This window comes from Streptomyces sp. NPDC015242 (assembly GCF_043079125.1).
In the GTDB taxonomy this organism is placed as follows: domain Bacteria; phylum Actinomycetota; class Actinomycetes; order Streptomycetales; family Streptomycetaceae; genus Streptomyces.
In genome coordinates, this window is the sequence record NZ_JBIBUF010000004.1 from 252,550 (window position 1) to 278,118 (window position 25,569).

Genomic DNA, 25,569 nt, shown 5'->3' on the forward strand with positions numbered 1-25,569 from the left:
GGCAAACGTGGTTATCCACGGTATCCACAGGCCCTACTACTACTCCCGACTAGAGAGAGAGCGGAATCCGTTTCGAAGCGGGCCCTGTGCACAACTCGCTCTTCGGTGCCCGACCGCCCCTCGTCACGACTTGACCCCGAGAGGCACCTACTGTCAGTGCCGTGCGTCAGACTGGTCCCCGGTGTCCTCCCCGTCTCAGGGACCGTCGACACCGAGACAGACGACGAGGGCCAGGCAGAGCGAGAAGCGCCGGCAACAGCAGGAGGCGGCAACAGTGAAGATCCGGGTGGAACGCGACGTACTCGCGGAGGCAGTGGCCTGGGCGGCACGCAGCCTCCCGGCCCGTCCGCCGGCGCCTGTCCTCGCCGGCCTGCTCCTGAAGGCCGAGGACGGCCAGCTGAGCCTGTCCGGCTTCGACTACGAGGTCTCCGCCCGGGTGGGCGTCGAGGCCGAGGTCGAGGAGGAGGGCACGGTCCTGGTCTCCGGCCGCCTGCTCGCGGACATCTGCCGCGCGCTCCCCAACCGGCCGGTGGAGATCTCCACAGACGGTGTACGGGCGACGGTGGTCTGCGGCTCCTCGCGGTTCACCCTCCACACCCTGCCTGTGGAGGAGTACCCGGCCCTGCCCCAGATGCCGAACGCGACGGGCACGGTCCCGGGCGAGGTCTTCGCCTCCGCGGCCGCCCAGGTCGCCATCGCGGCCGGCCGTGACGACACGCTGCCGGTCCTCACCGGCGTCCGCATCGAGATCGAGGGCGACACGGTCACGCTGGCCTCCACCGACCGCTACCGCTTCGCGGTCCGCGAGTTCCTGTGGAAGCCGGAGAACCCGGACGCCTCCGCGGTCGCCCTGGTGCCCGCCAAGACGCTCCTGGACACCGCCAAGGCCCTGACCAGCGGCGACCAGGTGACCCTGGCGCTGTCCGGCTCGGGTTCGGGCGAGGGCCTGATCGGCTTCGAGGGTGCCGGCCGCCGCACCACGACCCGCCTGCTGGAGGGCGACCTCCCGAAGTACCGCACGCTGTTCCCGACGGAGTTCAACAGCATCGCCGTGATCGAGACCGCCCCCTTCGTGGAGGCCGTCAAGCGTGTGGCCCTGGTCGCCGAGCGCAACACCCCGGTGCGGCTCAGCTTCGAGCAGGGCGTGCTCATCCTGGAGGCCGGCTCCAGCGACGACGCACAGGCTGTGGAAAGGGTCGACGCCCAGCTGGAGGGCGACGACATCTCGATCGCCTTCAACCCGACCTTCCTGCTGGACGGCCTGAGCGCCATCGACTCCCCGGTCGCTCAGCTGTCCTTCACGACCTCCACCAAGCCCGCGCTGCTCAGCGGCAAGCCGGCGGTGGACGCCGAGGCGGACGAGGCCTACAAGTACCTGATCATGCCGGTGCGCCTCAGCGGCTGAGCGCCGCCGGCTGTCCACAGGCTGGGGGAAAACCCGCAGGTGAGGGCATACGAGTGAGCGCGTATGCCCACAGATGTGCGCGAGCGTCCGGGATTAGGCTCGGACGCGGCACACCAGTGCCGCAGCGCCACGTCGGACACCTGCAAACCTAAGGAAAACAACTGATGGAGCTCGGTCTCGTCGGCCTCGGCAAGATGGGCGGCAACATGCGCGAGCGGATCCGCCGCGCCGGCCACACCGTCTACGGATACGACCGCAACCCGGACCTCGCCGATGTCCACAGCCTGGAAGAGCTTGTGGGCAAGCTCAGCGGACCGCGCGTGGTCTGGGTGATGGTCCCGGCGGGCGAGGCCACCCAGTCCACCATCGACCGGCTCGGCGAGCTGCTCGAGCCGGGCGACGTCGTCGTCGACGGCGGCAACTCCCGCTGGACGGACGACGAGAAGCACGCCGAGGAGCTGGCGGCCAAGGGCATCGGCTTCGTCGACTGCGGTGTCTCCGGCGGCGTCTGGGGCCTGGAGAACGGCTACGCGCTGATGTACGGCGGCGACCCGGAGAACGTCGCGAAGGTGCAGCCGGTCTTCGACGCCCTGAAGCCGGAGGGCGACTTCGGTTCGGTGCACGCCGGCAAGGTCGGCGCGGGCCACTTCGCCAAGATGGTCCACAACGGCATCGAGTACGCGATGATGCAGGCTTATGCCGAGGGCTGGGAGCTGCTGGAGAAGGTCGACTCCGTGACCGACGTCCGGGAGGTCTTCCGCTCCTGGCAGGAGGGCACGGTCATCCGCTCCTGGCTGCTCGACCTCGCGGTGAACGCGCTCGACGAGGACGAGCACCTGGACAGGCTCCGGGGTTATGCACAGGACTCCGGTGAGGGACGCTGGACTGTGGAGGCCGCGATCGACAACGCGGTGCCGCTGCCGGCGATCACCGCGTCGCTGTTCGCGCGGTTCGCCTCCCGCCAGGAGGACTCGCCCCAGATGAAGATGATCGCGGCGCTGCGCAACCAGTTCGGCGGCCACGCGGTCGAGAAGAAGTAACCGAGCACCGAGGGGAGGTCGGCGGAACGACCATGCACGTCACGCATCTGTCGCTGGCCGACTTCCGCTCCTATCCCCGGGTCGAGGTCCCGCTCGACCCGGGGGTGACGGCCTTCGTCGGGCCGAACGGGCAGGGCAAGACCAACCTCGTCGAGGCCGTCGGCTATCTCGCCACCCTCGGCAGCCACCGCGTCTCCTCCGACGCCCCCCTGGTCCGCATGGGCGCCGAGCGCGCGATCGTCCGGGCGCAGGTCCGGCAGGGCGAGCGGCAGCAGCTGATCGAGCTGGAGCTCAACCCGGGCCGCGCCAACCGTGCCCGGATCAACAGGTCCACGCAGGTCAGACCACGTGACGTGCTGGGCATCGTACGGACCGTGCTGTTCGCGCCGGAGGACCTCGCCCTGGTCAAGGGCGACCCCGGGGAGCGGCGGCGCTTCCTCGACGAGCTGATCACCGCCCGTTCCCCGCGCATGGCCGGGGTCCGCTCCGACTACGACCGGGTGCTCAAGCAGCGCAACACCCTGCTGAAGTCGGCCGCGCTGGCCCGGCGGCACGGCGGCCGGTCCATGGACATGTCCACCCTGGACGTCTGGGACCAGCACCTCGCGCGCGCGGGCGCCGAGCTGCTCGCCCAGCGGCTCGACCTGATCGCCACGCTCCAGCCGCTGGCCGACAAGGCGTACGAGCAGCTGGCCCCGGGCGGCGGCCCGGTCGCCCTGGAGTACAAGCCGTCCGCGCCGGGCGAGGCGCACACCCGCGAGGACCTGTTCGAGCAGCTGACGGCCGCGCTCGCCGAAGCCCGCAAGCAGGAGATCGAACGGGGCGTCACGCTGGTCGGACCGCACCGGGACGACCTGCTGCTCAAGCTCGGCCAGCTGCCCGCCAAGGGCTACGCCTCGCACGGCGAGTCCTGGTCGTACGCGCTGGCCCTGCGCCTGGCCTCGTACGACCTGCTGCGGGCCGAGGGCAACGAGCCGGTGCTGGTGCTCGACGACGTCTTCGCCGAGCTGGACACCCGCCGGCGCGAGCGGCTCGCCGAACTGGTCGCGCCCGGTGAGCAGGTGCTGGTCACCGCGGCGGTGGACGACGACGTCCCGCACGTGCTGTCCGGGGTGCGGTTCGCCGTGTCCGAGGGGACGGTGGAGCGCGTATGAGCACGCGGGAGCCGAAGAAGGAGCCCGAGCCCTCCGGCGTCGACCTCGCACGCGTGGCGTTGCGCGCGGCGAAGGAGGCCGCCCGCGCGCGGGGGGACGCGGCGCAGCAGAAGAAGCAGGCGCGCCGGGGTGGCGGGCTGCGCTCCGGCGCGCGTGCCGACGGTCGCGATCCCATGGCGCTCGGTTCCGCGATCAACCGGCTGATCACCGAGCGCGGCTGGGAGGCACCGGCCGCCGTGGGCGGGGTGATGGGCCGCTGGCCGCAGATCGTCGGAGAGCAGCTCGCCGGCCACTGCACCCCGCAGCGGTACGACGAGGACGAGCGTGTCCTGATCGTGCAGTGCGAGTCCCCGGTCTGGGCCACCGAGGTGCGCCGCCTCGCGCCCGTACTCGTCGCGCGGCTCAACGAGGACCTGGGCCACGGCACCGTGCGGCACATCAAGGTCGTCGGCCCCAGCGCTCCCGCACGCCGTTACGGCCCTCTGCGCGCCCCCGGCAGCACGGGTTCCGGCGCTACCTACAGGTGACTTACGTCACGTCTGACCGGCCTCGATCGGTGGGGCCCGCCCTCCCGTCGCGGCACCGCACACGGTTGCGAATCGGGACCTGACTCCGAAGTAGCCAAGGGTTGACGGCCGAAAGCGCTGAGTGGCTCCGTGAGCCTCTTGGAGCCCCCATCCGCATATCGGGAGTCGGACGAGACCCGGCTAGGGCGCCACATGCGGACTCAGGTACCGGCAAACCCCCATCAGTGTCAGTGCTACCGGTAGACTGGAAGCAATCCCGCCCCCATCGTGGGGACCGTCCGGGAAAAGCTGAGCAACGCTGATCAAGGCTTACCAACGCAACATGCCGCAGCCGCTCCGGCAACCCGCCGACGAGCCCGGCTCGTGCTGTGCCAGAAAGGGCGCTTCGTGGCCGATTCCGGCAACCCCAACGAGAACATCCCGTCCACCGAGGCCCCGGCCGGAGTCGCCGAGGCCTCCGTAACGGCGTCGTACGACGCCAGTGCCATCACCGTCCTCGAGGGTCTGGACGCGGTCCGCAAGCGACCCGGCATGTACATCGGCTCGACCGGTGAACGAGGACTGCACCACCTCGTGTACGAGGTCGTCGACAACTCGGTCGACGAGGCGCTGGCCGGCCACGCGGACACGATCGACGTGACGATCCTCGCCGACGGCGGTGTGCGGGTCGTCGACAACGGCCGTGGCATCCCGGTGGGCATCGTCCCCTCCGAGGGGAAGCCGGCCGTCGAGGTCGTGCTGACCGTGCTGCACGCGGGCGGAAAGTTCGGCGGCGGGGGCTACGCGGTCTCCGGTGGTCTGCACGGCGTGGGTGTCTCCGTCGTGAACGCGCTGTCCTCCAAGGTCGCCGTCGAGGTCAAGACCGACGGCCACCGCTGGACGCAGGACTACAAGATGGGCGTCCCCACGGCGCCGCTCGCCCAGCACGAAGCCACCGAGGAGACGGGCACCTCGGTCACCTTCTGGGCCGACCCGGACATCTTCGAGACCACCGAGTACTCCTTCGAGACGCTCTCGCGGCGCTTCCAGGAGATGGCGTTCCTCAACAAGGGCCTCACGATCAGGCTCACCGACGAGCGCGAGTCCGCGAAGGCCACCTCCGGTGCCGACGAGGCGGGCGCGGACGAGACCGCCGAGGTCAAGACGGTCACGTACCACTACGAGGGCGGCATCGTCGACTTCGTGAAGTACCTCAACTCCCGCAAGGGCGAGGCGGTCCACCCCACCGTCATCGACCTGGAGGCCGAGGACAGGGAACGGCAGCTGTCCCTCGAGGTCGCCATGCAGTGGAACGGCGGCTACACGGAGGGCGTGTACTCGTTCGCCAACATCATCCACACCCACGAGGGCGGTACGCACGAAGAGGGCTTCCGGGCCGCGCTGACCTCGCTGATCAACAAGTACGCGCGCGACAAGAAGCTGCTCCGGGAGAAGGACGACAACCTCACCGGTGACGACATCCGCGAGGGCCTGACCGCGATCATCTCGGTCAAGCTGAGCGAGCCCCAGTTCGAGGGCCAGACGAAGACCAAGCTGGGCAACACCGAGGCCAAGACCTTCGTGCAGAAGGTCGTCTACGAGCACCTCGCGGACTGGCTGGACCGCAACCCCAACGAGGCGGCGGACATCATCCGCAAGGGCATCGCTGCGGCCACCGCGCGCGTGGCGGCCCGCAAGGCCCGCGACCTGACGCGCCGCAAGGGCCTGCTGGAGTCGGCTTCCCTGCCGGGCAAGCTCTCCGACTGCCAGTCGAACGACCCCGAGAAGTGCGAGATCTTCATCGTCGAGGGTGACTCCGCCGGCGGCTCGGCCAAGTCCGGCCGCAACCCGCAGTACCAGGCGATCCTCCCGATCCGCGGCAAGATCCTCAACGTCGAGAAGGCGCGCATCGACCGCATCCTGCAGAACCAGGAGATCCAGGCGATGATCTCCGCGTTCGGCACGGGCGTGCACGAGGACTTCGACATCGAGAAGCTCCGCTATCACAAGATCATCCTGATGGCGGACGCCGACGTCGACGGCCAGCACATCAACACGCTGCTGCTGACCTTCCTGTTCCGCTTCATGCGGCCCCTGGTCGAGGCCGGGCACGTGTACCTCTCGCGTCCCCCGCTGTACAAGATCAAGTGGGGCAAGGACGACTTCGAGTACGCGTACTCCGACCGTGAGCGCGACGCCCTGATCGAGATGGGCCGCAACGCCGGCAAGCGGATCCGCGAGGACTCCGTCCAGCGCTTCAAGGGCCTCGGCGAGATGAACGCCGAGGAGCTGCGCATCACGACCATGGACCAGGAGCACCGCGTCCTCGGCCAGGTCACGCTCGACGACGCCGCCCAGGCCGACGACCTGTTCTCGGTCCTCATGGGCGAGGACGTCGAGGCCCGCCGCGCGTTCATCCAGCGCAACGCCAAGGACGTCCGCTTCCTCGACATCTGAGTCGGTCTCAGCTGACCGCACCAGGAAGGATCTTCACCAGCAATGACCGACGAGAACACTCCCGTGACGACGCCCGAGGGTGACGCCCTGGCCATGCGCGTCGAGCCCGTCGGGCTCGAGACGGAGATGCAGCGCTCGTACCTCGACTACGCGATGTCCGTCATCGTCTCGCGTGCGCTGCCGGACGTCCGCGACGGCCTCAAGCCCGTCCACCGCCGCGTGCTGTACGCCATGTACGACGGCGGCTATCGCCCCGAGCGCGGCTTCTACAAGTGCGCCCGCGTCGTCGGCGACGTCATGGGCAACTACCACCCGCACGGCGACTCCTCCATCTACGACGCCCTCGTGCGCCTCGCCCAGCCCTGGTCGATGCGCATGCCGCTGGTCGACTCCAACGGCAACTTCGGCTCCCCGGGCAATGACCCGGCCGCGGCCATGCGGTACACCGAGTGCAAGATGGCGCCGCTGTCGATGGAGATGGTCCGCGACATCGACGAGGAGACCGTCGACTTCACGGACAACTACGACGGCCGCTCCCAGGAGCCGACCGTCCTGCCGGCCCGCTTCCCGAATCTGCTGATCAACGGCTCGGCCGGCATCGCGGTCGGCATGGCGACCAACATCCCGCCGCACAACCTGCGCGAGGTCGCCGCCGGTGCCCAGTGGTACCTGGAGAACCCCGAGGCCTCGCACGAGGAGCTGCTGGACGCGCTGATCGAGCGCATCAAGGGCCCGGACTTCCCGACCGGCGCGCTCGTCGTGGGCCGCCGGGGCATCGAGGAGGCGTACCGCACCGGCCGCGGCTCGATCACCATGCGCGCGGTCGTCGAGGTCGAGGAGATCCAGAACCGCCAGTGCCTGGTGGTCACGGAGCTGCCGTACCAGACCAACCCGGACAACCTCGCGCAGAAGATCGCCGACCTGGTGAAGGACGGCAAGATCGGCGGCATCGCCGACGTCCGCGACGAGACGTCCTCGCGCACCGGCCAGCGCCTGGTCATCGTGCTCAAGCGGGACGCGGTCGCCAAGGTCGTGCTGAACAACCTCTACAAGCACACCGACCTGCAGACGAACTTCGGCGCCAACATGCTGGCGCTGGTCGACGGCGTGCCGCGCACGCTCTCGCTGGACGCGTTCATCCGCCACTGGGTGACGCACCAGATCGAGGTCATCGTCCGCCGGACGCGCTTCCGGCTGCGCAAGGCCGAGGAGCGGGCGCACATCCTGCGCGGTCTGCTCAAGGCCCTGGACGCCATCGACGAGGTCATCGCGCTGATCCGGCGCAGTGACACGGTCGAGATCGCCCGCGGCGGCCTGATGAGCCTGCTGGAGATCGACGAGATCCAGGCCAACGCCATCCTCGAGATGCAGCTGCGCCGGCTGGCCGCCCTGGAGCGCCAGAAGATCGTCCAGGAGCACGACGAGCTCCAGGCGAAGATCAACGAGTACAACGAGATCCTGGCCTCCCCGGTCCGCCAGCGCGGCATCGTCAGCGCGGAGCTGGCCGCGATCGTCGAGAAGTACGGCGACGACCGCAAGACGACGCTGATCCCCTACGAGGGCGACATGTCCATCGAGGACCTGATCGCCGAGGAGGACATCGTCGTCACGGTCACCCGGGGCGGCTACATCAAGCGCACCAAGACCGACGACTACCGCGCCCAGAAGCGCGGCGGCAAGGGCGTGCGCGGCGCGAAGCTCAAGGAAGACGACATCGTCGACCACTTCTTCGTGTCCACCACGCACCACTGGCTGCTGTTCTTCACGAACAAGGGCCGGGTCTACCGCGTCAAGGGCTATGAGCTGCCCGACGCCGGCCGGGACGCGCGCGGCCAGCACGTCGCGAACCTGCTCGCCTTCCAGCCGGACGAGGCGATCGCGGAGATCCTGGCGATCCGCGACTACGAGGCCGTCCCGTACCTGGTGCTCGCCACCAAGGCCGGACTTGTGAAGAAGACGCCTCTGAAGGATTACGATTCGCCCCGTTCCGGCGGTGTGATCGCGATCAACCTCCGGTCGATGGAGGACGGTTCGGACGACGAACTGATCGGTGCCGAACTCGTCTCGGCCGACGACGATCTGCTTCTGATCAGCAAGAAGGCGCAGTCGATCAGGTTCACCGCATCGGACGACACCCTGCGTCCCATGGGCCGTGCCACCTCGGGTGTCAAGGGCATGAGCTTCCGCGAAGGGGACGAGCTCCTCTCGATGAATGTTGTTCGACCCGGTACGTTCGTGTTCACTGCCACAGACGGCGGGTACGCGAAGCGGACCAACGTCGACGAGTACCGCGTCCAGGGTCGCGGCGGCCTCGGCATCAAGGCCGCCAAGATCGTCGAGGACCGCGGTTCCCTCGTCGGCGCGCTGGTGGTCGAGGAGACCGACGAGATCCTCGCCATCACGCTGTCGGGCGGTGTGATTCGTACGCGAGTCAACGAGATCAGGGAAACCGGCCGTGACACCATGGGCGTCCAACTGATCAATCTGGGCAAGCGCGATGCCGTCGTGGGCATCGCTCGCAACGCCGAGGCGGGACGCGAGGCGGAGGAGGTCGACGGCGACGTGGTCGTCGACGAGACCGCCGAGGGTGCCGCGACCACCGGCACGGACGAGGGTGAGGCGCCCTCGGCCGAGTAGCACGAGGAGTGAGTCAGCGTGAGCGGAGCCACGGGCGCCGGACCGACCGGTACCTCCAAGGGTACGGAGACGGACGGCGGCGGCCGTGGCTCCGCCGCGCGTGCGGCGGATCCGCACACGACCAACCTGAAGGCGGTCAAGTCCCCGACCAAGGGCTCGTCCTCGCCTGACACGCATGGATCACAGGGGGGAACTGTGACGGACACCCGAGGTCCGCAGACCCAGCAGAAGCCTGGGGCGGGCCCGGCCGCCACCGGCGCGGCGCCGCAGCCGGCCGCCCAGGACCAGGGCACCGCCGGACCGACGGCCTCGCCGCTGCCCGGGGAACGGCAGACGCGGCAGCCCGCCGGGCCGTACCACCCGCCGCAGGCGTACCCGGCGCAGCAGGGGGCCGCGCCCGGCGACGGCGCGGGGGCCGGTGCCGCGGTGCGGCGCCCGCGCACCGGGGCACGCACCACGCCGCGGGTCCGCAAGGCCCGCCTGCGGGTGGCGAAGGCCGACCCGTGGTCGGTGATGAAGGTCAGCTTCCTGCTCTCCATCGCGCTCGGCATCTGCACGATCGTCGCGGCCGCCGTGCTGTGGATGGTCATGGACGCGATGGGTGTGTTCTCGACGGTCGGCGGCACGATCTCCGAGGCCACCGGCTCCAACGAGTCCAACGGCTTCGACCTGCAGGCCTTCCTGTCGCTGCCCAACGTCCTGCTGTTCACGTCGGTCATCGCGGTCATCGACGTCGTCCTGGCGACGGCCCTCGCGACCCTCGGCGCGTTCATCTACAACCTCTCCGCGGGCTTCGTGGGCGGTGTGGAGCTGACGCTCGCCGAGGACGAGTGACGTCACCCCGACGTGCTGCGGGTGTCCCGCCGACGGTGCTCCGGTAACCGATTTTGGGACTGCCCATGTCGTGCGCTAATCTTCAGGAGTCAGCGCGCGGGACACACACCGCAGAGCGCGGCGGGGCTATAGCTCAGTTGGTTAGAGCGCATCCCTGATAAGGATGAGGCCACAGGTTCAAATCCTGTTAGCCCCACCAGCGAACAGACCCCCGGTCCGATGGGCCGGGGGTCTTTCCGTGTCCGTGTCTGTGTCCGTTGCCGCAGCCCGTGCCCGTTCCCGTGTCCGGTTCGTATCCCGTGCCGGGGCCAGAGGCCAGGGGCCAGGGGGCGTGTGCGGGTGGTGTGTGCCGGGTGGCGTGGGCTGTACATGCGAAGACCCCGGCCGGGGAGCGGCCGGGGTCTTGCGGGTCTCTGGTGGGTCGTGGGGTACGCAAGATCGCCAGGACGTACCAGGGACCGTGCGTTCAGCGCGTGAGGGGCGTGAGGCGGGAGGCGGCGGGGTCGCCCTCGTCGTCCGTGTCGTCGTCCGGGCAGTCCGGCGTGGTCGTGGCCGTCGAGTCCGTGAGGGAGCGGTGGCGGCAGCGCGGGGACTTGCCGTGGGCCTCGGCGCGGATGCGCTGTTTCATCGTGGGGGGCAGGGCCCTCGCCTGGGCCCAGGGCGCGGCCACCGGTGCCGTCCGCTGCTGCGGGATGCGCTCGCTGTTGCGCTGCTGCTCGGCCTGCGGTACCGCCGCCGCGGCGGTCGTGGTGATGAATCCGAGCGCCGTGCACAGGGCGAGGAAGGCGGTGACGATGGTGGTCCACAGCTTCATGACCTTGTTCCGGGCCATGGCCCCTCACTTTCGGGTTGGGCGATTTGCGTACTTTCCTCATGATGTGTATGAGGGCCGCGAAATGGTGGACCTCCGCCCGTGGCGCGGCGATGTTCAGATGAACACCACCCGGATGGGTGCAAGAGGCCGGAAAACGTGAGGAGAGGGGAGGAGAAGGGGCGAAGTAACCGTCCGTCGGCGTGTGATCACCCTCCGATCGGAGCGGCGTACTCCGCTTCTATCCCGGTGTCCGGGACGGGAGTTGACGGCCGACGCAGGTCACCGATCGGTATCGGTCGGTGTGTATAGTCGGGCGCCAGAGGTCCCCTACGTCAAGGAAAGACGAGGTCGCGCGGTGAAGAAGCTTCTCCTGGTCGCACTGGCCGCCATCGGCGGGCTCCTCGTGTACCGCCAGATCCAGGCGGATCGCGCCGAGCAGGATCTGTGGACGGAGGCGACTGACTCCGTGCCCACGGGTTCGTGAGTCACGACAACCCCTTTCGACACACCCCGGCCGCCTCGCGGTCGGGGTTTTGTGTGCCGAGGGCCGGTCGTGAGCCCGTGTGGCGCGGCAGGATGGGCCACGGTTCACGGTTTTGAGCTCGGGCGACGGTGAGGGGTGGCGCGTGAGGGGACGGTGGTGTACGGCGCGCGAGCGGCGTGCGGGGGCGTGGCGCGGCGGGCCGTCGGCGGCCGTGCGCCTGGGCGCCGTGGCCGTGGTGCTGGGGACGACGACGGCCACCGTGGGACCGGCCCCGGCCGCCGGGGCCGCCGGTGACTCCGCGAGGGCGGCCACGCCGGCCCCGTACGGCTTCGCCGAGGGCGCCCGGACCGTCGACGGGGCGCGCAGCACCGCGGACGCCCCGCGTCTCACGCTCGGCACGTCCTACAGGAGCTCCCTGCCGAGCAGCGGCAAGGTCAGCTACGCCCTTGATCTCGACGCCACGTCCAGCGCGTACGTCTCCGTCACCGCCGTTCCTCCCGCCGGCAGCGGCGTCTCCGTCATCGACGGACTGAAGGTGTCCGTGCAGGACGCCGAGGGCAACTCCTGCTCCTCCGACACCGCCAACTTCGGCGCCGCCCGCAGCCCCCACCCCATCGCCGCCTGGGGTGTGCGCGAGATCTCGCCCGTCAAGTCGCTGTGCCAGAAGGCCGGGACCTACTACGTGTCCGTGGAGCGCTCCGACCCTGAAGGGGAGGGCTCCTCACCGGGCCCCTGGGACCTGGAGCTCCTCACCGTGACCGAACCGCCCGCGGAGACCGGCGCGACCAGCGCTCCCCGGGTGTGGGACTCCGCCACGCCGCAGCCACGCCAGGGCACGCCCGAACGCCGCCGGGGCGGCGCCGGTTTCACCCGGGCGACCCCTCTGGACGAAGGGGTCTGGCGTGACGACATCCGGCCCGGCCAGACGCTCTTCTACGCGGTGCCGGTCGACTGGGGCCGGCAGCTCTCGGTGACGGCCGAGCTGGGCAGCTCCGACTCCGGTGGCACGGGGTACGCCTCCGGCGCCCTCGACCTGGCGCTCTACAACCCCGCGCGCGGCCGCGCCGCCGACGTGAGCGTCGGCTACGACGGCGATCAGAATTCCGGCAGCCTGCCCCCGCTGCCGCCGGTCGACCACGCGAACCGCTACGCCGCCACCGCCCAGGTGGGGGCGATGCGCTTCGCCGGCTCCTACTACCTCGTCGCGCACCTCGCCCGGGACGTCGCCGACAGCTTCGGTGACGGGCCGTTCCCGCTGACCCTGCGCGTCCGGCTGGGCGGCGAGGCGCGCAGCGGCCCCGGGTACACCGGGAAGTCCCGGCCGGAGGGTGTCTTCGACGTCTCCGAGCAGGACCGGGAAGCGGCGGTGGAAGGCGTGCCCGCGTCGGGTGACGACACCCTGATGCGGATGGTCGCGGTGGGCGGCATCGGCACCGGGACCGCGCTGCTGGTGGGGCTCGGAGCGTGGACCCTGACGGCCCGGCGGCGCGGCGCCGCGTGACGGTGGGCGCGCCGCGGCCGGGTACGGCCGTGCCTCAGATGCGGGTCAGCGCCCAGAAGCCGACGGCGTAGCAGGCCAGGGCCAGCAGCAGGAGGGGGACCGCCACCTTGGCCGGGGGGCCGGGGCGGCGCGGCCGGGGCGCCCGGTGCCGGGACGCCGGCTGGCCGCCCGTTGCCGTGAGGGCCTGTGGGGTGCGGGCGGTGTACGAGGCGGTGACCGTGTCCGCGCGGTACGGCTCCGCCGGGGGCAGGTGGGGACTCACGTACGCGGGGGGAAGCGGCTGGGCCGCGGGCCTCGGGTGTGTGAGGTCGTAGGGGGAGAACTGGGGCTCGTGGTGCGGGAGTTGGCTGTGTGGCTGATGGGGCTCGGTGGGGCTGGGGGAGGAGATGAGCGGCGACTGCGGCGGCGGCAGGTGAAAACTGCCCGTGTCCGACATCGAGGGATGCTGAGTGGGGGTAGACGGGGAGCCGGGTGCCTGCCGGGGGTCCGGTCGTACCGGCTGCCTGTCCGCGCCCGGCCGGCCCGTCCCCGTGCCGAGGGCGTCGGCACGCTGCCGGGACCCGGTGGATCCCGTCCCGGTCGCGTCCTGGACCCCCTGCCCGGAACCGGACCGGCCCGCGCCTGAAGGCCCGAGGTGCTGGCCCGCGGGTGCGCCCGCCCCCGAAGGTTCGGTGGTCTGCCCCGCGGGCGCGCCAGTCCCCGAAGGCCCGGTGGTCTGCCCGGCGGGCGCGCCGACCTCCGAATGCCGGACGGCCTGCCCCGCAGGTGCTGCCGTGCCCGCTGCGGAGGGTCCCTCGCCCGCCTCGGACCGTCTCGCGTCCGGCCCCGAGCCCGGCGGTCGTGCGGCCGGTGCCGAGGTCGCCCCGGTCGGTCCCTGCTCCGCACCCGCCCGGCCCTCGTGCGGGGCCAGGCCCCGTGCCCGCTCCAGCGGTCCCTCGGGGGCGAACCCCTTGGGAAGGGGCCCGAGTTGGTCGAAGATCTCGATCAGTTCGTCGTCCGGGCCCGGCTCCGGGAGGAGTTCCGCCGCGGCCGCGAGCGCCTTGCGCGCCCCCGTGGCCGTACGGAACCGCGCTTCCGGGTCGGGCTGCAGCAGCATGGCCACCACCTGCCACAGCGGCTCGGGAATGCCCTGGGGCGCCCCCGGCGTCCCGTGCTCGGCGAAGTACTGGATGAGTGCCTTGCTGTCCGGCTTGGCGCCCTCCAGCAGGTACAGCGCGACCAGTCCGACGGCGAACAGGTCGGCGGGGAAGTCCGGCTCGGCGCCCATCAGCTGCTCCGGCGCGAGGTAGCCGGGTGTCCCCACCACAAGGTTCGTCTCGGTCAGCCGGGGCTCGCCGAGCCGCATCGCGATGCCGAAGTCGGACAGCCGCAGCCGCGGCCGGCCCGTGCCCGTGGCCTCCAGGAGCACGTTGGCGGGCTTCACGTCCCGGTGCACCACGCCCTCCGCGTGCACCGCTGCCAGCCCCGACAGCAACTGGTCGAGCAGGGTGCACACGAACGCCGGCGGCAGCGGGCCGTAGTCCCCGACGAGGTGCACCAGGGAGCCCCCGGCGACCAGGTCCATGGTGAACAGGACCTTGTCGTCGTCGGCGGCCCAGCTGGTGGGGGCGAGGACATGTGGATGGTCGATGCGCAGGGCCTGCTCGCGGACGAAGCGCAGCAGCGAGTGCGCGTCGCTCTGCAGCAGGACCTTGGCGGCCACGTAGCGGCGGCGGCGGTGATCCCAGGCGCGCCAGACCGCTCCGACCCCTCCGCGTCCGATCGGGTCGACCAGTTCGTACCGGCCGGCGAAGACCTCACCCATGGCTGTCCGTCGCTCCTCCCCCTGTGGTCTCCCCCCTTGCTTCCCCCTCGGCGAGCGCCGCGACTCCCCGACGGGCGAAAGACTCCCCCTGCTTCCCCGACTCCCCGGGGCTCTCCCCGCCCCTCGCGTCGGACGGTCCCCCGCGCGGCACACGCCCCCTCGTGTCCGCCCGTACCGTGACGCACCCCCGTCGCTTCACTTCCGAGGCCCGCTGCCGAACCCCCTTCGGCGGCCGGGCTCGGGGATCAGCTCTGGTGGGACTGGTAGTGCGCGACCGCGTCCGAGGTGCGGCCGGCGCCGTAGACCCGGAGGAACTCCGCCAGCTCGGGGTGGGTGGGGGCGAGGGTGTCCGCTGCGTCGATGATGTCGCCCGCCGCGGCGACCGAGCGCAGCAGCGACTGGATCTCGCGGACGACCCGCTTGACCGTGGGCGCCCCCGAACTGCTCGTCGTCTGCGTGGTGTTGCTGAGCACCGAGCCACCCTGCGACTTCTTGATCTCCTCCATGCGCTCGGTGGCCTCGGCCGCGCTCACGCTGCCGTCGGCGACCTGCCCCGCCAGGTCCTGCAGGAGCTGCACCCGCTGCACCACGGCAGGGTTGCCGATCTTCGCGCGCTGACCGCTCATCAGCTGCGACAGCATCGGCGCCGACAGTCCCAGCACCCCCGCGAGACGAGCCTGGTTGAGACCAAGATCGTCGATGAGCTTACGGAAGAGCGCCCCCAGCGGCTCCCCGTACCAGTTCCGCTGCAGTTCCCGCGCTCTTGCGGTGGCTTCCTGCTGTGCGGCGTCCATTGCGTCTCCCCATCGCTTCCCCAAGTACGGCGGTTCGCGGTAGCGAACCACGCCGAGCATCTTACGGAGAGTGGTCGGCGACGGGGACCCCCAATCTTTTTGCGGAACCACGGGGGTGACCCGGTACTCTGGTCTCCGACGCCCGCCGGTACGCGGTTTCTCCGGTCGGACGTCTTCTTGCGGGGCCTTAGCTCAGTTGGTAGAGCGCTGTCTTTGCATGGCAGATGTCAGGGGTTCGACTCCCCTAGGCTCCACCTGAAACGCCCTCCGGTCTGCGGAAACGCGGACACGGAGGGCGTTTTTTCGTGCCCTTTCATCTACCGGGGGCACCGTTTCACGTGAAACAACGCGGCGGGGCGGGAGACCCCGAGGGCATGCCCTCAAGTCTCCCGCCCCGCCGTACTGTCGATCGGCGCCGTTCAGGGACGGTCGTCGCGCTGGGCGGCCTCCTCCTCGGCCTCCTTGACCTGGACCTCGGGGTCCAGAGCCGACTGGCCACTGCCGTCCACGGCGGACAGCCGGCCCGACTCGGGCACCTCGGTCGCGGCGGGCGGCTCGACCAGCCAGTCAGGGTTGGCCTGCTTGTCCCACCACTTCCACGCGGCGAACGCACCGCCCGCCACGGCACCCAGGATCACCAGAGTCTTGACGGCCTTGCCGGCCCGTGCCCGCCGCTGCTGCCGGCGGACCAGCTTCTGGATCTCCTTCGCCGAGACCTGACCGCGCAGTGCGGCCATCGCGGCCGCACTGCGGGCCGCGGCCTCGGTCGTCACGGGCACGGCCGCCGCCACTGCCTGCTCCAGCATCGGCCGGGAGTACTCCGCCGCCTGGCGGGCGGCCTTGCGGGTGCGGACGGCTGCCTCGCGGGCGGCCTGGTCGACGTTCGGCGGCACATGGGAACGGGCCTGTTCCAGATAAGGCTGCACATGGGCGCCGTACTGGACACGTGCCTGCCCGGCGGCCTGCGTCACCTTGGGCGCCAGCCGTACGCGCGCCTCGTGTGCGTAGTGCGCGGCCCTGTCCTTGGCCGTGTCGGCGTAGGGCGCCACCACTTCCGCGGCGTGCAGCACGCTGTCCTTCGCCGAACCAGTCGCGGCGCGCACGCTGTCGATGCGGGTCACGGGTTCCTCCTCCTCGGTGGCGTACGGTATTTCGACTTTCCACCCTTTTACGGATCATGCCTCCCGGTGCACCACCGAGCATGCGTGGGCGGGCATCCGGGTCACGCGAATCGGCATCCGACGCCGATCACGTGCAATAGCGGACGAATAAGAGGCAACAGGAGCTTGTCGTCGACAATGCCACGGATCGCCGCCCCGCGCCCCCGCCCCGGGACGACCCGGCCGGTTTTCTGTGATCGTCCGCCGAGGGTTTCCCCCCGCTGCGCCGAGGTCGGGCGACGCGCGGGCGCGTCCGTGCGAGGATCAGGGAGTCACAGAAAGACAACGGAAGGCAGATCGTGGCTGAGCAGCTCTACGCCACCCTGAAGACCAACCACGGCGACATCGAGGTCCGGCTCCTGCCGAACCACGCCCCCAAGACGGTCAAGAACTTCGTCGAGCTCGCCCAGGGCGAGCGGGAGTGGACGCACCCGGAGACGGGTCAGAAGTCCACGGACAGGCTCTACGACGGCACGGTCTTCCACCGGGTGATCAGCGGCTTCATGATCCAGGGCGGTGACCCGCTGGGCAACGGCACCGGCGGTCCCGGCTACCAGTTCGAGGACGAGTTCCACCCGGACCTCCGCTTCGACAAGCCCTACCTGCTGGCGATGGCCAACGCCGGCCCGGGCACCAACGGCTCGCAGTTCTTCATCACCGTCTCCCCGACGGCGTGGCTGAACCGCAAGCACACCATCTTCGGCGAGGTCACCGACGCGGCCAGCCAGAAGGTGGTGGACACCATCGCCACCACGCAGACGAACCCGCGCACCGACCGCCCGCTCCAGGACGTGGTCATCGAGTCCGTCGTGATCGAGACCCGCTGAGGCCCTCACCGAGGCCTTCGCAGGGAACCAATCGCCCTGCTCGTCCGTAGGGATGAGCAGGGCGGGCTTTTTCACCACGACCGAGGGGAACCCATGGACGAGCAGGCTGCGGGCAGCCCGCAGGACGCCCACAGCGTCCCCATGTGCTACCGCCACCCGGACCGTGAGACCGGCGTCCGCTGCACCCGCTGCGAGCGCCCGATCTGCCCCGAGTGCATGGTCGACGCCTCCGTCGGATTCCAGTGCCCCGAGTGCGTCCGCACCGGCTCCGGCACCGGGCACGCCCCCTCGGCCTCGATGCCCCGCACGCTCGCCGGCGGCAGTGTCGCCGCTGACCCCCGCCTGCTCACCAAGATCCTGATCGGGATCAACCTGGCGGTCTTCGTCGCCGTCCGGGTGCACGAGTCCCTCCTCAGCGACCTGGTCCTGCTCGGCGCCTGGCCGCCTGCTCCCTTCACCCCCACCCAGGGCGTGGCGGGAGGCGAGTGGTACCGCATGGTGACGTCGGTCTTCACGCACCAGGAGATCTGGCACATCGCGTTCAACATGCTCAGTTTGTGGTGGCTCGGCGGCCCCCTCGAAGCGGCCCTGGGACGTGTGCGCTACCTCGCGCTCTACCTCGTCTCGGGCCTCGCGGGCAGCGCGCTCGCCTATCTGCTGACCTCCCCGGCGACGGCCACGCTGGGTGCCTCCGGAGCGATCTTCGGCCTCTTCGGTGCCACGGCCGTGCTGATGCGCCGGCTCAACTACGACATGCGGCCCATCATCGCGCTGCTGGCGATCAACCTGATCTTCACCTTCAGCCCGGGCTTCAACATCTCCTGGCAGGCCCACATCGGCGGACTCGTCGCCGGTGTCGCCGTCGGGTACGCCATGGTCCACGCCCCGCGCGAGCGCCGCGCCCTCGTCCAGTACGGGACCTGCGCACTGGTCCTGGCCGTGGTCGTCGTGTTGACCCTGGTGAGGACGGCCCAGCTCAGCTGAGCGCCTCCGTTGTCCACAGCGGGTGGCGGATCTTGTGCACAGTGTGCGAGAACACATGTGCCCCCTGTCACTAACCTATGTTTCCGCAGGTCAGGCAGGGGGCGAACATGTTTTCGAGTCGCGGTACTTCCGTCATACCGGCGTCAACACCCGACGAGTTATCCACAGATCGTCTTTCTTTTCCCCATGTGGATAACCGCTGTGGATAACTCAGGGAACAGCCCTGGGCAGAGCTGCGTTCACCGTCCGGTGACCGCTACTTCCACTGGGTCGAGACGCCGAATCCGGCGGCGATGAAGCCGAAGCCCACCACGATGTTCCAGTTGCCCAGGGAGTCGATGGGCAGCGAGCCGTCGGTGACGTAGAAGATGACGATCCAGGCCAGGCCGATGAGGAACATGGCCAGCATGACCGGTGCGACCCAGGCGCGGCTGTTCAGCTTGATCGCGGTCGTCTGCTTCGACGGCGGCGGCGTGTAATCGGCCTTCTTGCGGATACGTGACTTCGGCACGAGGGTCTCTCCTGTCGATGCGCTGCGTGGCCGCGCAGGTAACTGGGTCGGTCTCGGGGCAGCGTGAGGGGACTCCGAATGCTCCCCCGGGCGTCCGTTAGCGTAGTGCTTCCGCCGCGCCGAAGGAGATAAGGGTACGTTGAGCAATTCTGCCGACTTCCCCGGGACGGGATCCAGCCCTGAGCGCGCGCGCCGTTTCCGGCCCGTGCGGATCCTCACGGCGGCCGTCTTCGCCCTCGCCGGGCTGATCTTCTTCACCAGCTTCAACACCGCCAAGGGCACCAACATCCGCTCGGACACCTCGCTGCTGAAGCTGTCCGACCTCATCCAGGAGCGCAGCCGGGAGAACGGCCGGCTGGACGAGACGAACGGGGCCCTGCGCCAGGACATAGAGGCCCTCGCCGAGCGGGACGACGGTTCCACCCGGGCCGAGGACGAGAAGCTCGCCGCCTTGGAGAAGCGCGCCGGCACGCAGAAGCTCACGGGCGACTCCCTCACGGTCACCCTCAACGACGCCCCGCCGGACGCCACCGCCAAGCTGCCCGGCTACCCCGAGCCGCAGCCCGACTACCTGGTCATCCACCAGCAGGACCTCCAGGCGGTGGTCAACGCGCTGTGGCAGGGCGGTGCCAAGGGCATCAAGGTCATGGACCAGCGGCTGATCTCCACGAGCGCGGTGCGCTGCGTGGGCAACACCCTGATCCTCCAGGGCCGCGTCTACTCGCCTCCGTACAAGATCACCGCGGTCGGCGACCCCGGGAAGCTGAAGCAGGCCCTCGCGGCGTCCCCGGCGATCCAGAACTACATGGTCTACGTCAACGTCTACGGGCTCGGATGGAAAGTCGAGGAGAACGGCCCGGTGACTCTGCCCGGCTACTCGGGCACAGTGGACCTGCACTACGCGAAGCCCGTGGAGTAGCAGCCCAGGCCGGGGGAGCCGCCGGTGCGCGTGATCGTCAGGACCCTCAGCGAACTCTGTGTCACCGCCGGCGGCCTGATCGTGCTGTTCGTCGTCTACGCGCTGTTCTGGACCGGCGTGCAGGCCGACGGCGTCATGGACGAGCAGATCGGCCTGCTGCGCGAGGAGTGGGCGCGGTCCCGCCCGTCGAGCGGCGCCCCACCGGCGGCTGCTGAGCAGCCGAAGCCCTACGCGAAGGGCAGGCCTTTCGCGATCATGTACATCCCGCGGCTCGGTTTCACGTGGAACAAGCCCGTGCTGGAGGGCACCGCCGCCTCCACCCTGGAGAAGGGGCTCGGCCACTACGCGGAGACGGCCCGGCTGGGGCAGCGGGGGAACTTCGCCGTCGCCGGCCACCGCCGCACCCACGGCGACCCCTTCAAGGACTTCCCCCGGCTGCGGCGCGGGGACGCGGTGGTGCTGACCGACGGCGCGACCTGGTTCACGTACCGGATCGACGAGGGCCCGTACAAAACAGTGCCCTCGGACATCGAGGTGATCGGCCCTGTCCCCCGTACTTCCGGGTACACGCGTCCGGGCCGCTATCTGACGCTGACCACGTGCGAACCCGAGTGGGGGCACAGTCACCGGCTGATCGTCTGGGCGCACCTGGACTCCACCCAGCCTGTGGAGGCCGGGAAACCTGAGGCGCTGCGCCGTTAGTCTGGTGACGGTACGGCGTGGGTCCGGTGCCGTGGTACGACGGAAGGGACGGCATGTACGGCTGGATCTGGCGGCATCTGCCGGGGAACGCGTGGGTGAAGGCAGTGATCTCGCTCGTCCTGGTCGTGGCCGTGGTCTACGTCCTCTTCCAGTACGTCTTCCCGTGGGCGGAACCGCTGCTGCCCTTCAACGATGTGACGGTGGACAACCAGTGAGCGCGCGCATTCTCGTCGTCGACAACTACGACAGCTTCGTCTTCAACCTGGTCCAGTACCTGTACCAGCTGGGCGCCGAGTGCGAGGTCCTGCGCAACGACGAGGTCTCCACGGCACACGCCCAGGCCGGCTTCGACGGTGTCCTGCTCTCCCCGGGCCCCGGGGCGCCGGAGCAGGCCGGGGTGTGCGTGGACATGGTCCGGCACTGCGCCGCGACCGGTGTGCCCGTCTTCGGCGTGTGCCTGGGCATGCAGTCCATGCAGGTGGCGTACGGCGGGGTGGTGGACCGGGCGCCCGAGCTGCTGCACGGCAAGACCTCGCTGGTCGAGCACAACGGCGGGGGCGTGTTCGCCGGCCTGCCGTCGCCCTTCACGGCGACCCGCTACCACTCCCTGGCCGCCGAGCCGGCGACCGTCCCGGCCGAGCTGGAGGTCACGGCCCGCACGCACGACGGCATCGTCATGGGCCTCAGGCACCGGGAACTCCCGGTCGAGGGCGTGCAGTTCCATCCCGAGTCGGTGCTGACCGAGCACGGGCACCGGATGCTCGCCAACTGGCTGGCGGAGTGCGGCGACCAGGGTGCGGTGGCGAGGTCGGCCGGGCTCGCCCCGGTGGTGGGCAGGGCCACGGCGTGACCGCGCTGCGCCCCGAGCGCGAGTCCGACACCTCGTACGGGCAGCAGTCGTACGGGGTGCCGGGCGCGTCGGAGGACTGGTCGGGCGGGGCGTACGGCGCGGCCCCGCCGCCGGGGCGGCAGCCGCAGACCCAGCCGTTCGCGCCGGAGGCGCAGCCCTATGGGATGCAGCAGCCCCAGCCCTATGCGCCGGAGCCGCAGCCGTTCGGGCCGGGGGCGGGTCCCGAGGCGTACGGGCAGACGTACGGAGCCGGTGGCGGTGAGTCCTTCCTGCCGCCCGCCGACGAGGAGACGGTCGCGCTGCGGATACCGGATCCCCCGCCCTCGGACGGGGATCCGATACCAGGCTCCACGGCCTCTCCGGGCGCCCGGAGAGGCCGCCCCGCCCCCGGTGGCCGCGCGGCCCGCAGAAAGGCCGCCAAGGGCCGCCACGGGCGTCACGGCGGCGCCGCGGAGGTCCCGGCGACGTCCACGGCCGGCGAGGAGCGTGCCAAGGAGCCGCTGTCGCGGGTCGAGGCGCGGCGTCAGGCGCGGGCGCGCAAGCCGGGCGTGGCGGTCGTGGCGAGCCGGGCGATCGGCGAGGTGTTCATCACCACCGGCGTGCTGATGCTGCTGTTCGTCACCTACCAGCTGTGGTGGACCAACGTCCGGGCGCACGCGCAGGCCGGCAAGGAGGCCAGCAGCCTCCAGAACGACTGGGCGAGCGGCAAGCGCAATCCGGGCGTCTTCGAGCCGGGGCAGGGCTTCGCCATCCTGCACATCCCGAAGCTGGACGTGGTCGTGCCGATCGCGGAGGGCACCAGCAGCAAGGGCGTGCTCGACCGGGGCATGGTCGGGCACTACGCCGAGGGCGCGCTGAAGACCGCGATGCCCGGTGACAAGACGGGGAACTTCGGGCTCGCGGGACACCGCAACACCCACGGAGAACCGTTCCGCTACATCAACAGGCTCGCTCCGGGCGATCCGATCGTCGTGGAGACGCAGGACGAGTACTACGTCTACAAGATGGCCTCGATCCTGCCGGTGACGTCGCCGAGCAACACGAGCGTCCTGAACCCCGTCCCCGCGGGGTCGGGGTTCACCAAGCCCGGCCGCTACATCACGCTGACCACGTGCACGCCGGAGTTCACCAGCAAGTACCGGATGATCGTCTGGGGCAAGATGGTCGAGGAACGGCCGCGCAGCAAGGGCAAGCCGGATGCGCTCGTCAGTTAAGGGCAGATGACCAGTGGCAGCGACCACCGACACCGAGCACGAAGAGCACACCGGCACGGCCCCCCGGCCGTCCGCGGCACGCCGCCGCCCCGGCCCGATCGCGAGGGCGGTCAGCTTCTTCGGGGAACTCCTCATCACCGCGGGCCTGGTGCTGGGCCTGTTCGTCGTCTACTCGCTGTGGTGGACGAACGTCGTCGCCGACCGCGCGGCCGGCAAGCAGGCGGACAGGGTCCGGGACGACTGGGCGCACGGCCGGGGCGGGCCGGGCGCGCTGGACACCAAGAACGGCATCGGCTTCCTGCACGTGCCGGCGATGAGCGACGACGAGGTCCTGGTCGAGAAGGGCACCTCGAACAAGATCCTCAACGACGGTGTCGCCGGGTACTACACGGAGCCGGTCAAGTCGGCCCTGCCGATGTCGGGCAAGCCCGGGAACTTCTCCCTGGCCGCCCACCGTGACGGTCACGGCGCCAAGTTCCACAACATCGACAAGATCGAGAAGGGCGACCCGATCGTCTTCGAGACGAAGGACAAGTGGTACGTCTACAAGACGTACGCCATCCTTCCCGAGACGTCGAAGTTCAACGTCAAGGTGCTCGCGAAGGTGCCGAAGGAGTCCGGGAAGAAGAAGCCGGGCCACTACATCACGCTGACGACGTGCACGCCGTTGTACACGAGCACCTACCGGTACGTCGTGTGGGGCGAGCTGGAGCGGGTCGAGAAGGTGGACGAGGATCGGACGCCGCCGGAGGAGCTGCGCTGAGGCGGTCCCCTTCGGGCAGGACGCGGCACTGCACGGCAAGACAGGAAGAACCCCGGCACCCTCAGGGTGCCGGGGTTCTTCCTGTCCGCGGAGCGGGTGTCAGTCGCCGCCGTCGAGGCCGCCGAAGATGCCGCCGTTGTCGCCGCCACCCTGGTTGTTGCCGCCGTTGTTGCCGCCGAAGCCGACGGTCTGGAGCGTCACCGTGGTGCCCGCCGGGTTGTCGACCTCCTGGTTGCCCTGGGGGTCCTGGCCGGTGACGAGGGCGTTGTCGCTCTGGTCGCTGCCGCCTGCGAACTGGATGTTCGTGAAGCCCGCCTGCGCGAGGATCTGCTTGGCCTGAGCCACCGTCCGGCCGACGACCTGCGGAACGCGCGTCTTCTGCTGTTCCTGCTTCTTCTTGCCGATCTGCAGGGTGACCGACGAGTTCTTGTCGACGGACGTGCCGGCCTGCGGCGTGGTCGCGATGACCTTGCCGACCTGGTTGTCGTCATCGGTCTCGACCTCGGTGCAGTTGCCGACCAGGTCGCTGGCCTGCATCTGCTGCTTGGCCGCTTCACAGCTCTGGCCGAGGACGTCCGGGACGGTGGACTTCGCCTCCGCCTTGGCGATGACGAGGGTGATGGTGGAGCCCTTCTCCACCTCGGCGCCCAGTTCCGGGTCCTGTTCCAGGACGGTGCCGGGGTCTTCCGTGGACACCCTGCTCTTCGTCTTGACCTCGAACTCGTACTTGTCGCCCTCGAGCTTGGCCCGCGCGTCGTCCAGGCTCTGGCCGACGACGCTGGGCACCGCCACCTTCGGCGCCCCGGTCGACACCACCAGCTCGATGGTGTCGCCCTTCTTGACGTCCGTGCCGGCCGTCGGGTTCTGGGAGCAGACGTTGCCCTTGGCCTGGTTCTCGCAGGGCTTCTTCGAGAACGTCAGTTCCAGGTCGGAGTTGGTCGCCAGTTTGCGGGCGGTCTGTTCGGTCTCGCCGACGAAGTTCGGCGCCGGCAGAGTGTCTTCGCCCGCGCCGTCGTTGCCGCTGACCGCCCACCGGCCGATCAGGATCGCGCCGACCAGGACGAGGATGCCCGCCACCACCAGCAGGATCGTGGAGGTGCTGGACTTGCGCTGCTGGCCGCGGCGCCGGTCGGGGCGCTCGTCGTAGCCGTAGCCGCCGTCGTCCGGGTTCATGGGCGGCAGCATCGACGTGGCGCCCGCGCCGGAGTCCGAGCGCAGGGCCGTCGTCGGCTGGTCGTCGGGGTAGCCGCCGTAGCCGACCGCGCCCATCGCGGCCGTCGCCGCGACCGGCTGGCCGTCCAGGCAGGCCTCGATGTCGGCGCGCATCTCGTCGGCCGACTGGTAGCGGTAGTCGGGGTCCTTCACGAGCGCCTTGAGGACGATCGCGTCCATCTCGGGCGTGATCTCGGGGTCGAAGACCGAGGGGGCCTGGGCCTCCTCCCGCACGTGCTGGTACGCCACGGCGACCGGGGAGTCGCCGACGAAGGGCGGGCGGACGGTCAGCAGCTCGTAGAGCAGGCAGCCCGTGGAGTACAGGTCCGAGCGGGCGTCCACCTGCTCGCCCTTGGCCTGCTCCGGGGAGAGGTACTGCGCGGTGCCGATGACGGCCGCGGTCTGCGTCATCGTCATGCCGGAGTCGCCCATGGCCCGGGCGATGCCGAAGTCCATCACCTTGACCTGGCCGTTGCGCGTCAGCATGACGTTCGCGGGCTTGATGTCGCGGTGGACGATGCCGTTGCGGTGGGCGTACTCCAGGCCCTGGAGGATGCCGATCGTCATCTCCATGGCCCGCTCCGGCAGCAGCTTGCGGCCGGAGTGCAGCAGCTCACGGAGCGTCGAGCCGTCGACGTACTCCATGACGATGTACGGGATCGACACGTTGTCGATGTAGTCCTCGCCCGTGTCGTAGACCGCGACGATCGCGGGATGGTTGAGCGAGGCGGCCGACTGGGCCTCCCGGCGGAACCGGGCCTGGAAGGAAGGGTCACGCGCGAGATCCGCGCGCAGCGTCTTCACCGCCACGGTGCGGCCGAGGCGGGTGTCATGCGCGAGGTAGACCTCCGCCATGCCACCACGCCCGAGCACCTGGCCCAGTTCGTACCGGCCGCCGAGGCGACGCGGCTCTTCCATAGCTACCTACCAGCCCTCTCCGTCGGTCCCGACCGGCACGCTTGTACGGTCGGAGGCTGCCGTCCGGGCCTACCGTACC

At 70.1% G+C, this 25,569-nt stretch carries 23 protein-coding genes and 2 tRNA genes; 19 read left to right on the top strand and 6 right to left on the bottom strand.

What is annotated here, in order from left to right:
* Positions 1-274: 274 nt before the first annotated feature.
* The 8 genes from dnaN to ACF07N_RS15820 all read left to right on the top strand — a co-directional run bounded on the left by dnaN (position 275) and on the right by ACF07N_RS15820 (position 10,232).
* Complete coding sequence (dnaN, locus tag ACF07N_RS15785; RefSeq protein WP_311682596.1) at positions 275-1,405, top strand: DNA polymerase III subunit beta; 1,131 nt, start codon at positions 275-277, stop codon at positions 1,403-1,405.
* 164 nt (positions 1,406-1,569) lie between these two features.
* Positions 1,570-2,445 (top strand): phosphogluconate dehydrogenase (NAD(+)-dependent, decarboxylating), encoded by an 876-nt coding sequence (gnd, locus tag ACF07N_RS15790; RefSeq protein WP_392112835.1) that lies wholly within the window; start codon positions 1,570-1,572, stop codon positions 2,443-2,445.
* A 32-nt stretch (positions 2,446-2,477) separates the two neighbouring features.
* Entirely contained in the window at positions 2,478-3,599 is a 1,122-nt protein-coding gene (recF, locus tag ACF07N_RS15795; RefSeq protein WP_344535456.1) for a DNA replication/repair protein RecF, read from the top strand.
* Positions 3,596-4,126: a DUF721 domain-containing protein gene (locus ACF07N_RS15800; RefSeq protein ID WP_392112839.1), complete on the top strand. Its 531-nt coding sequence runs from the start codon at positions 3,596-3,598 to the stop codon at positions 4,124-4,126. The genes recF and ACF07N_RS15800 overlap by 4 nt, the downstream gene beginning before the upstream one ends.
* 363 nt (positions 4,127-4,489) lie before the next feature.
* Entirely contained in the window at positions 4,490-6,562 is a 2,073-nt protein-coding gene (gyrB, locus tag ACF07N_RS15805) for a DNA topoisomerase (ATP-hydrolyzing) subunit B (RefSeq protein ID WP_383327357.1), read from the top strand.
* Between the two features lie 42 nt (positions 6,563-6,604).
* The gene (gene gyrA / locus ACF07N_RS15810; protein WP_383327354.1) at positions 6,605-9,199 is read left to right on the top strand and encodes a DNA gyrase subunit A; all 2,595 of its coding nucleotides are present in this window, start codon (positions 6,605-6,607) and stop codon (positions 9,197-9,199) included.
* 18 nt (positions 9,200-9,217) lie between these two features.
* Positions 9,218-10,033, top strand: coding sequence for a DUF3566 domain-containing protein (locus tag ACF07N_RS15815; RefSeq protein ID WP_392112843.1), 816 nt, complete (start codon positions 9,218-9,220; stop codon positions 10,031-10,033).
* A 122-nt stretch (positions 10,034-10,155) separates the two neighbouring features.
* A tRNA-Ile gene (locus ACF07N_RS15820) sits at positions 10,156-10,232 on the top strand.
* A gap of 267 nt (positions 10,233-10,499) precedes the next feature.
* Here the strand turns inward: ACF07N_RS15820 and ACF07N_RS15825 are convergent.
* Positions 10,500-10,865, bottom strand: coding sequence for a DUF6344 domain-containing protein (locus ACF07N_RS15825; protein ID WP_383341820.1), 366 nt, complete (start codon positions 10,863-10,865; stop codon positions 10,500-10,502).
* Positions 10,866-11,202: 337 nt separating this feature from the next.
* Here ACF07N_RS15825 and ACF07N_RS15830 point away from each other — a divergent pair, with 337 nt between their 5' ends.
* Both ACF07N_RS15830 and ACF07N_RS15835 read left to right on the top strand, forming a co-directional pair.
* A complete protein-coding gene (locus ACF07N_RS15830) occupies positions 11,203-11,331 on the top strand; it encodes a DLW-39 family protein (protein WP_003999697.1) in 129 nt (42 codons plus the stop codon).
* Positions 11,332-11,473: 142 nt separating this feature from the next.
* Positions 11,474-12,832 carry a hypothetical protein gene (locus ACF07N_RS15835; protein WP_392112847.1) on the top strand — a complete coding sequence of 453 codons (1,359 nt, stop codon included), beginning with the start codon at positions 11,474-11,476 and terminating at the stop codon, positions 12,830-12,832.
* A gap of 34 nt (positions 12,833-12,866) precedes the next feature.
* On the opposite strand, the gene ACF07N_RS15840 is transcribed toward ACF07N_RS15835, so the two are convergent.
* A complete protein-coding gene (locus tag ACF07N_RS15840; protein ID WP_392112850.1) occupies positions 12,867-14,636 on the bottom strand; it encodes a protein kinase in 1,770 nt (589 codons plus the stop codon).
* A gap of 245 nt (positions 14,637-14,881) precedes the next feature.
* Complete coding sequence (locus tag ACF07N_RS15845) at positions 14,882-15,430, bottom strand: DNA-binding protein (RefSeq protein WP_067018270.1); 549 nt, start codon at positions 15,428-15,430, stop codon at positions 14,882-14,884.
* Between the two features lie 181 nt (positions 15,431-15,611).
* Between ACF07N_RS15845 and ACF07N_RS15850 the strand changes: the two genes are divergently transcribed.
* Positions 15,612-15,684 (top strand) — tRNA-Ala (locus ACF07N_RS15850).
* 165 nt (positions 15,685-15,849) lie between these two features.
* On the opposite strand, the gene ACF07N_RS15855 is transcribed toward ACF07N_RS15850, so the two are convergent.
* A complete protein-coding gene (locus ACF07N_RS15855; protein WP_383327337.1) occupies positions 15,850-16,551 on the bottom strand; it encodes a DUF5324 family protein in 702 nt (233 codons plus the stop codon).
* Positions 16,552-16,889: 338 nt separating this feature from the next.
* On the opposite strand from ACF07N_RS15855, the gene ACF07N_RS15860 reads away from it, so the two are divergent.
* Positions 16,890-17,417 carry a peptidylprolyl isomerase gene (locus tag ACF07N_RS15860; protein ID WP_094054779.1) on the top strand — a complete coding sequence of 176 codons (528 nt, stop codon included), beginning with the start codon at positions 16,890-16,892 and terminating at the stop codon, positions 17,415-17,417.
* Positions 17,418-17,510: 93 nt separating this feature from the next.
* Entirely contained in the window at positions 17,511-18,401 is an 891-nt protein-coding gene (locus ACF07N_RS15865) for a rhomboid family intramembrane serine protease (protein WP_383327334.1), read from the top strand.
* A gap of 256 nt (positions 18,402-18,657) precedes the next feature.
* Here the strand turns inward: ACF07N_RS15865 and crgA are convergent, their stop codons facing one another.
* The gene (gene crgA / locus ACF07N_RS15870; protein ID WP_383327331.1) at positions 18,658-18,912 is read right to left on the bottom strand and encodes a cell division protein CrgA; all 255 of its coding nucleotides are present in this window, start codon (positions 18,910-18,912) and stop codon (positions 18,658-18,660) included.
* A 139-nt stretch (positions 18,913-19,051) separates the two neighbouring features.
* Here crgA and ACF07N_RS15875 point away from each other — a divergent pair, with 139 nt between their 5' ends.
* The 6 genes from ACF07N_RS15875 to ACF07N_RS15900 are packed head-to-tail and all read left to right on the top strand — an operon-like array spanning position 19,052 to position 23,360.
* Positions 19,052-19,831 carry a DUF881 domain-containing protein gene (locus ACF07N_RS15875; protein ID WP_383341811.1) on the top strand — a complete coding sequence of 260 codons (780 nt, stop codon included), beginning with the start codon at positions 19,052-19,054 and terminating at the stop codon, positions 19,829-19,831.
* A gap of 24 nt (positions 19,832-19,855) precedes the next feature.
* Positions 19,856-20,533, top strand: coding sequence for a class E sortase (locus ACF07N_RS15880; RefSeq protein ID WP_392112857.1), 678 nt, complete (start codon positions 19,856-19,858; stop codon positions 20,531-20,533).
* A gap of 53 nt (positions 20,534-20,586) precedes the next feature.
* Positions 20,587-20,748, top strand: coding sequence for a hypothetical protein (locus tag ACF07N_RS15885; protein WP_383327319.1), 162 nt, complete (start codon positions 20,587-20,589; stop codon positions 20,746-20,748).
* A complete protein-coding gene (locus ACF07N_RS15890) occupies positions 20,745-21,383 on the top strand; it encodes an aminodeoxychorismate/anthranilate synthase component II (RefSeq protein WP_392112861.1) in 639 nt (212 codons plus the stop codon). The genes ACF07N_RS15885 and ACF07N_RS15890 overlap by 4 nt, the downstream gene beginning before the upstream one ends.
* Positions 21,380-22,597, top strand: coding sequence for a class E sortase (locus ACF07N_RS15895; protein ID WP_392112864.1), 1,218 nt, complete (start codon positions 21,380-21,382; stop codon positions 22,595-22,597). Before ACF07N_RS15890 ends, ACF07N_RS15895 begins: the two co-directional genes overlap by 4 nt.
* A 13-nt stretch (positions 22,598-22,610) precedes the next feature.
* Entirely contained in the window at positions 22,611-23,360 is a 750-nt protein-coding gene (locus ACF07N_RS15900) for a class E sortase (RefSeq protein ID WP_392112867.1), read from the top strand.
* A gap of 99 nt (positions 23,361-23,459) precedes the next feature.
* Here the strand turns inward: ACF07N_RS15900 and pknB are convergent, their stop codons facing one another.
* Positions 23,460-25,490: a Stk1 family PASTA domain-containing Ser/Thr kinase gene (gene pknB / locus ACF07N_RS15905; protein WP_392112870.1), complete on the bottom strand. Its 2,031-nt coding sequence runs from the start codon at positions 25,488-25,490 to the stop codon at positions 23,460-23,462.
* Positions 25,491-25,569: the final 79 nt, after the last annotated feature.

What these genes read in the sequence shown, in the direction of transcription:
- gnd (WP_392112835.1), top strand. Translation starts at nt 1,570, where the DNA reads ATGGAGCTCGGTCTCGTCGGCCTCGGCAAGATGGGCGGCAACATGCGC.
- recF (WP_344535456.1), top strand. Translation starts at nt 2,478, where the DNA reads ATGCACGTCACGCATCTGTCGCTGGCCGACTTCCGCTCCTATCCCCGG.
- ACF07N_RS15800 (WP_392112839.1), top strand. Translation starts at nt 3,596, where the DNA reads ATGAGCACGCGGGAGCCGAAGAAGGAGCCCGAGCCCTCCGGCGTCGAC.
- gyrA (WP_383327354.1), top strand. Translation starts at nt 6,605, where the DNA reads ATGACCGACGAGAACACTCCCGTGACGACGCCCGAGGGTGACGCCCTG.
- ACF07N_RS15825 (WP_383341820.1), bottom strand. Translation starts at nt 10,865, where the DNA reads ATGGCCCGGAACAAGGTCATGAAGCTGTGGACCACCATCGTCACCGCC.
- ACF07N_RS15840 (WP_392112850.1), bottom strand. Translation starts at nt 14,636, where the DNA reads ATGGGTGAGGTCTTCGCCGGCCGGTACGAACTGGTCGACCCGATCGGA.
- ACF07N_RS15845 (WP_067018270.1), bottom strand. Translation starts at nt 15,430, where the DNA reads ATGGACGCCGCACAGCAGGAAGCCACCGCAAGAGCGCGGGAACTGCAG.
- ACF07N_RS15865 (WP_383327334.1), top strand. Translation starts at nt 17,511, where the DNA reads ATGGACGAGCAGGCTGCGGGCAGCCCGCAGGACGCCCACAGCGTCCCC.
- ACF07N_RS15885 (WP_383327319.1), top strand. Translation starts at nt 20,587, where the DNA reads ATGTACGGCTGGATCTGGCGGCATCTGCCGGGGAACGCGTGGGTGAAG.
- pknB (WP_392112870.1), bottom strand. Translation starts at nt 25,490, where the DNA reads ATGGAAGAGCCGCGTCGCCTCGGCGGCCGGTACGAACTGGGCCAGGTG.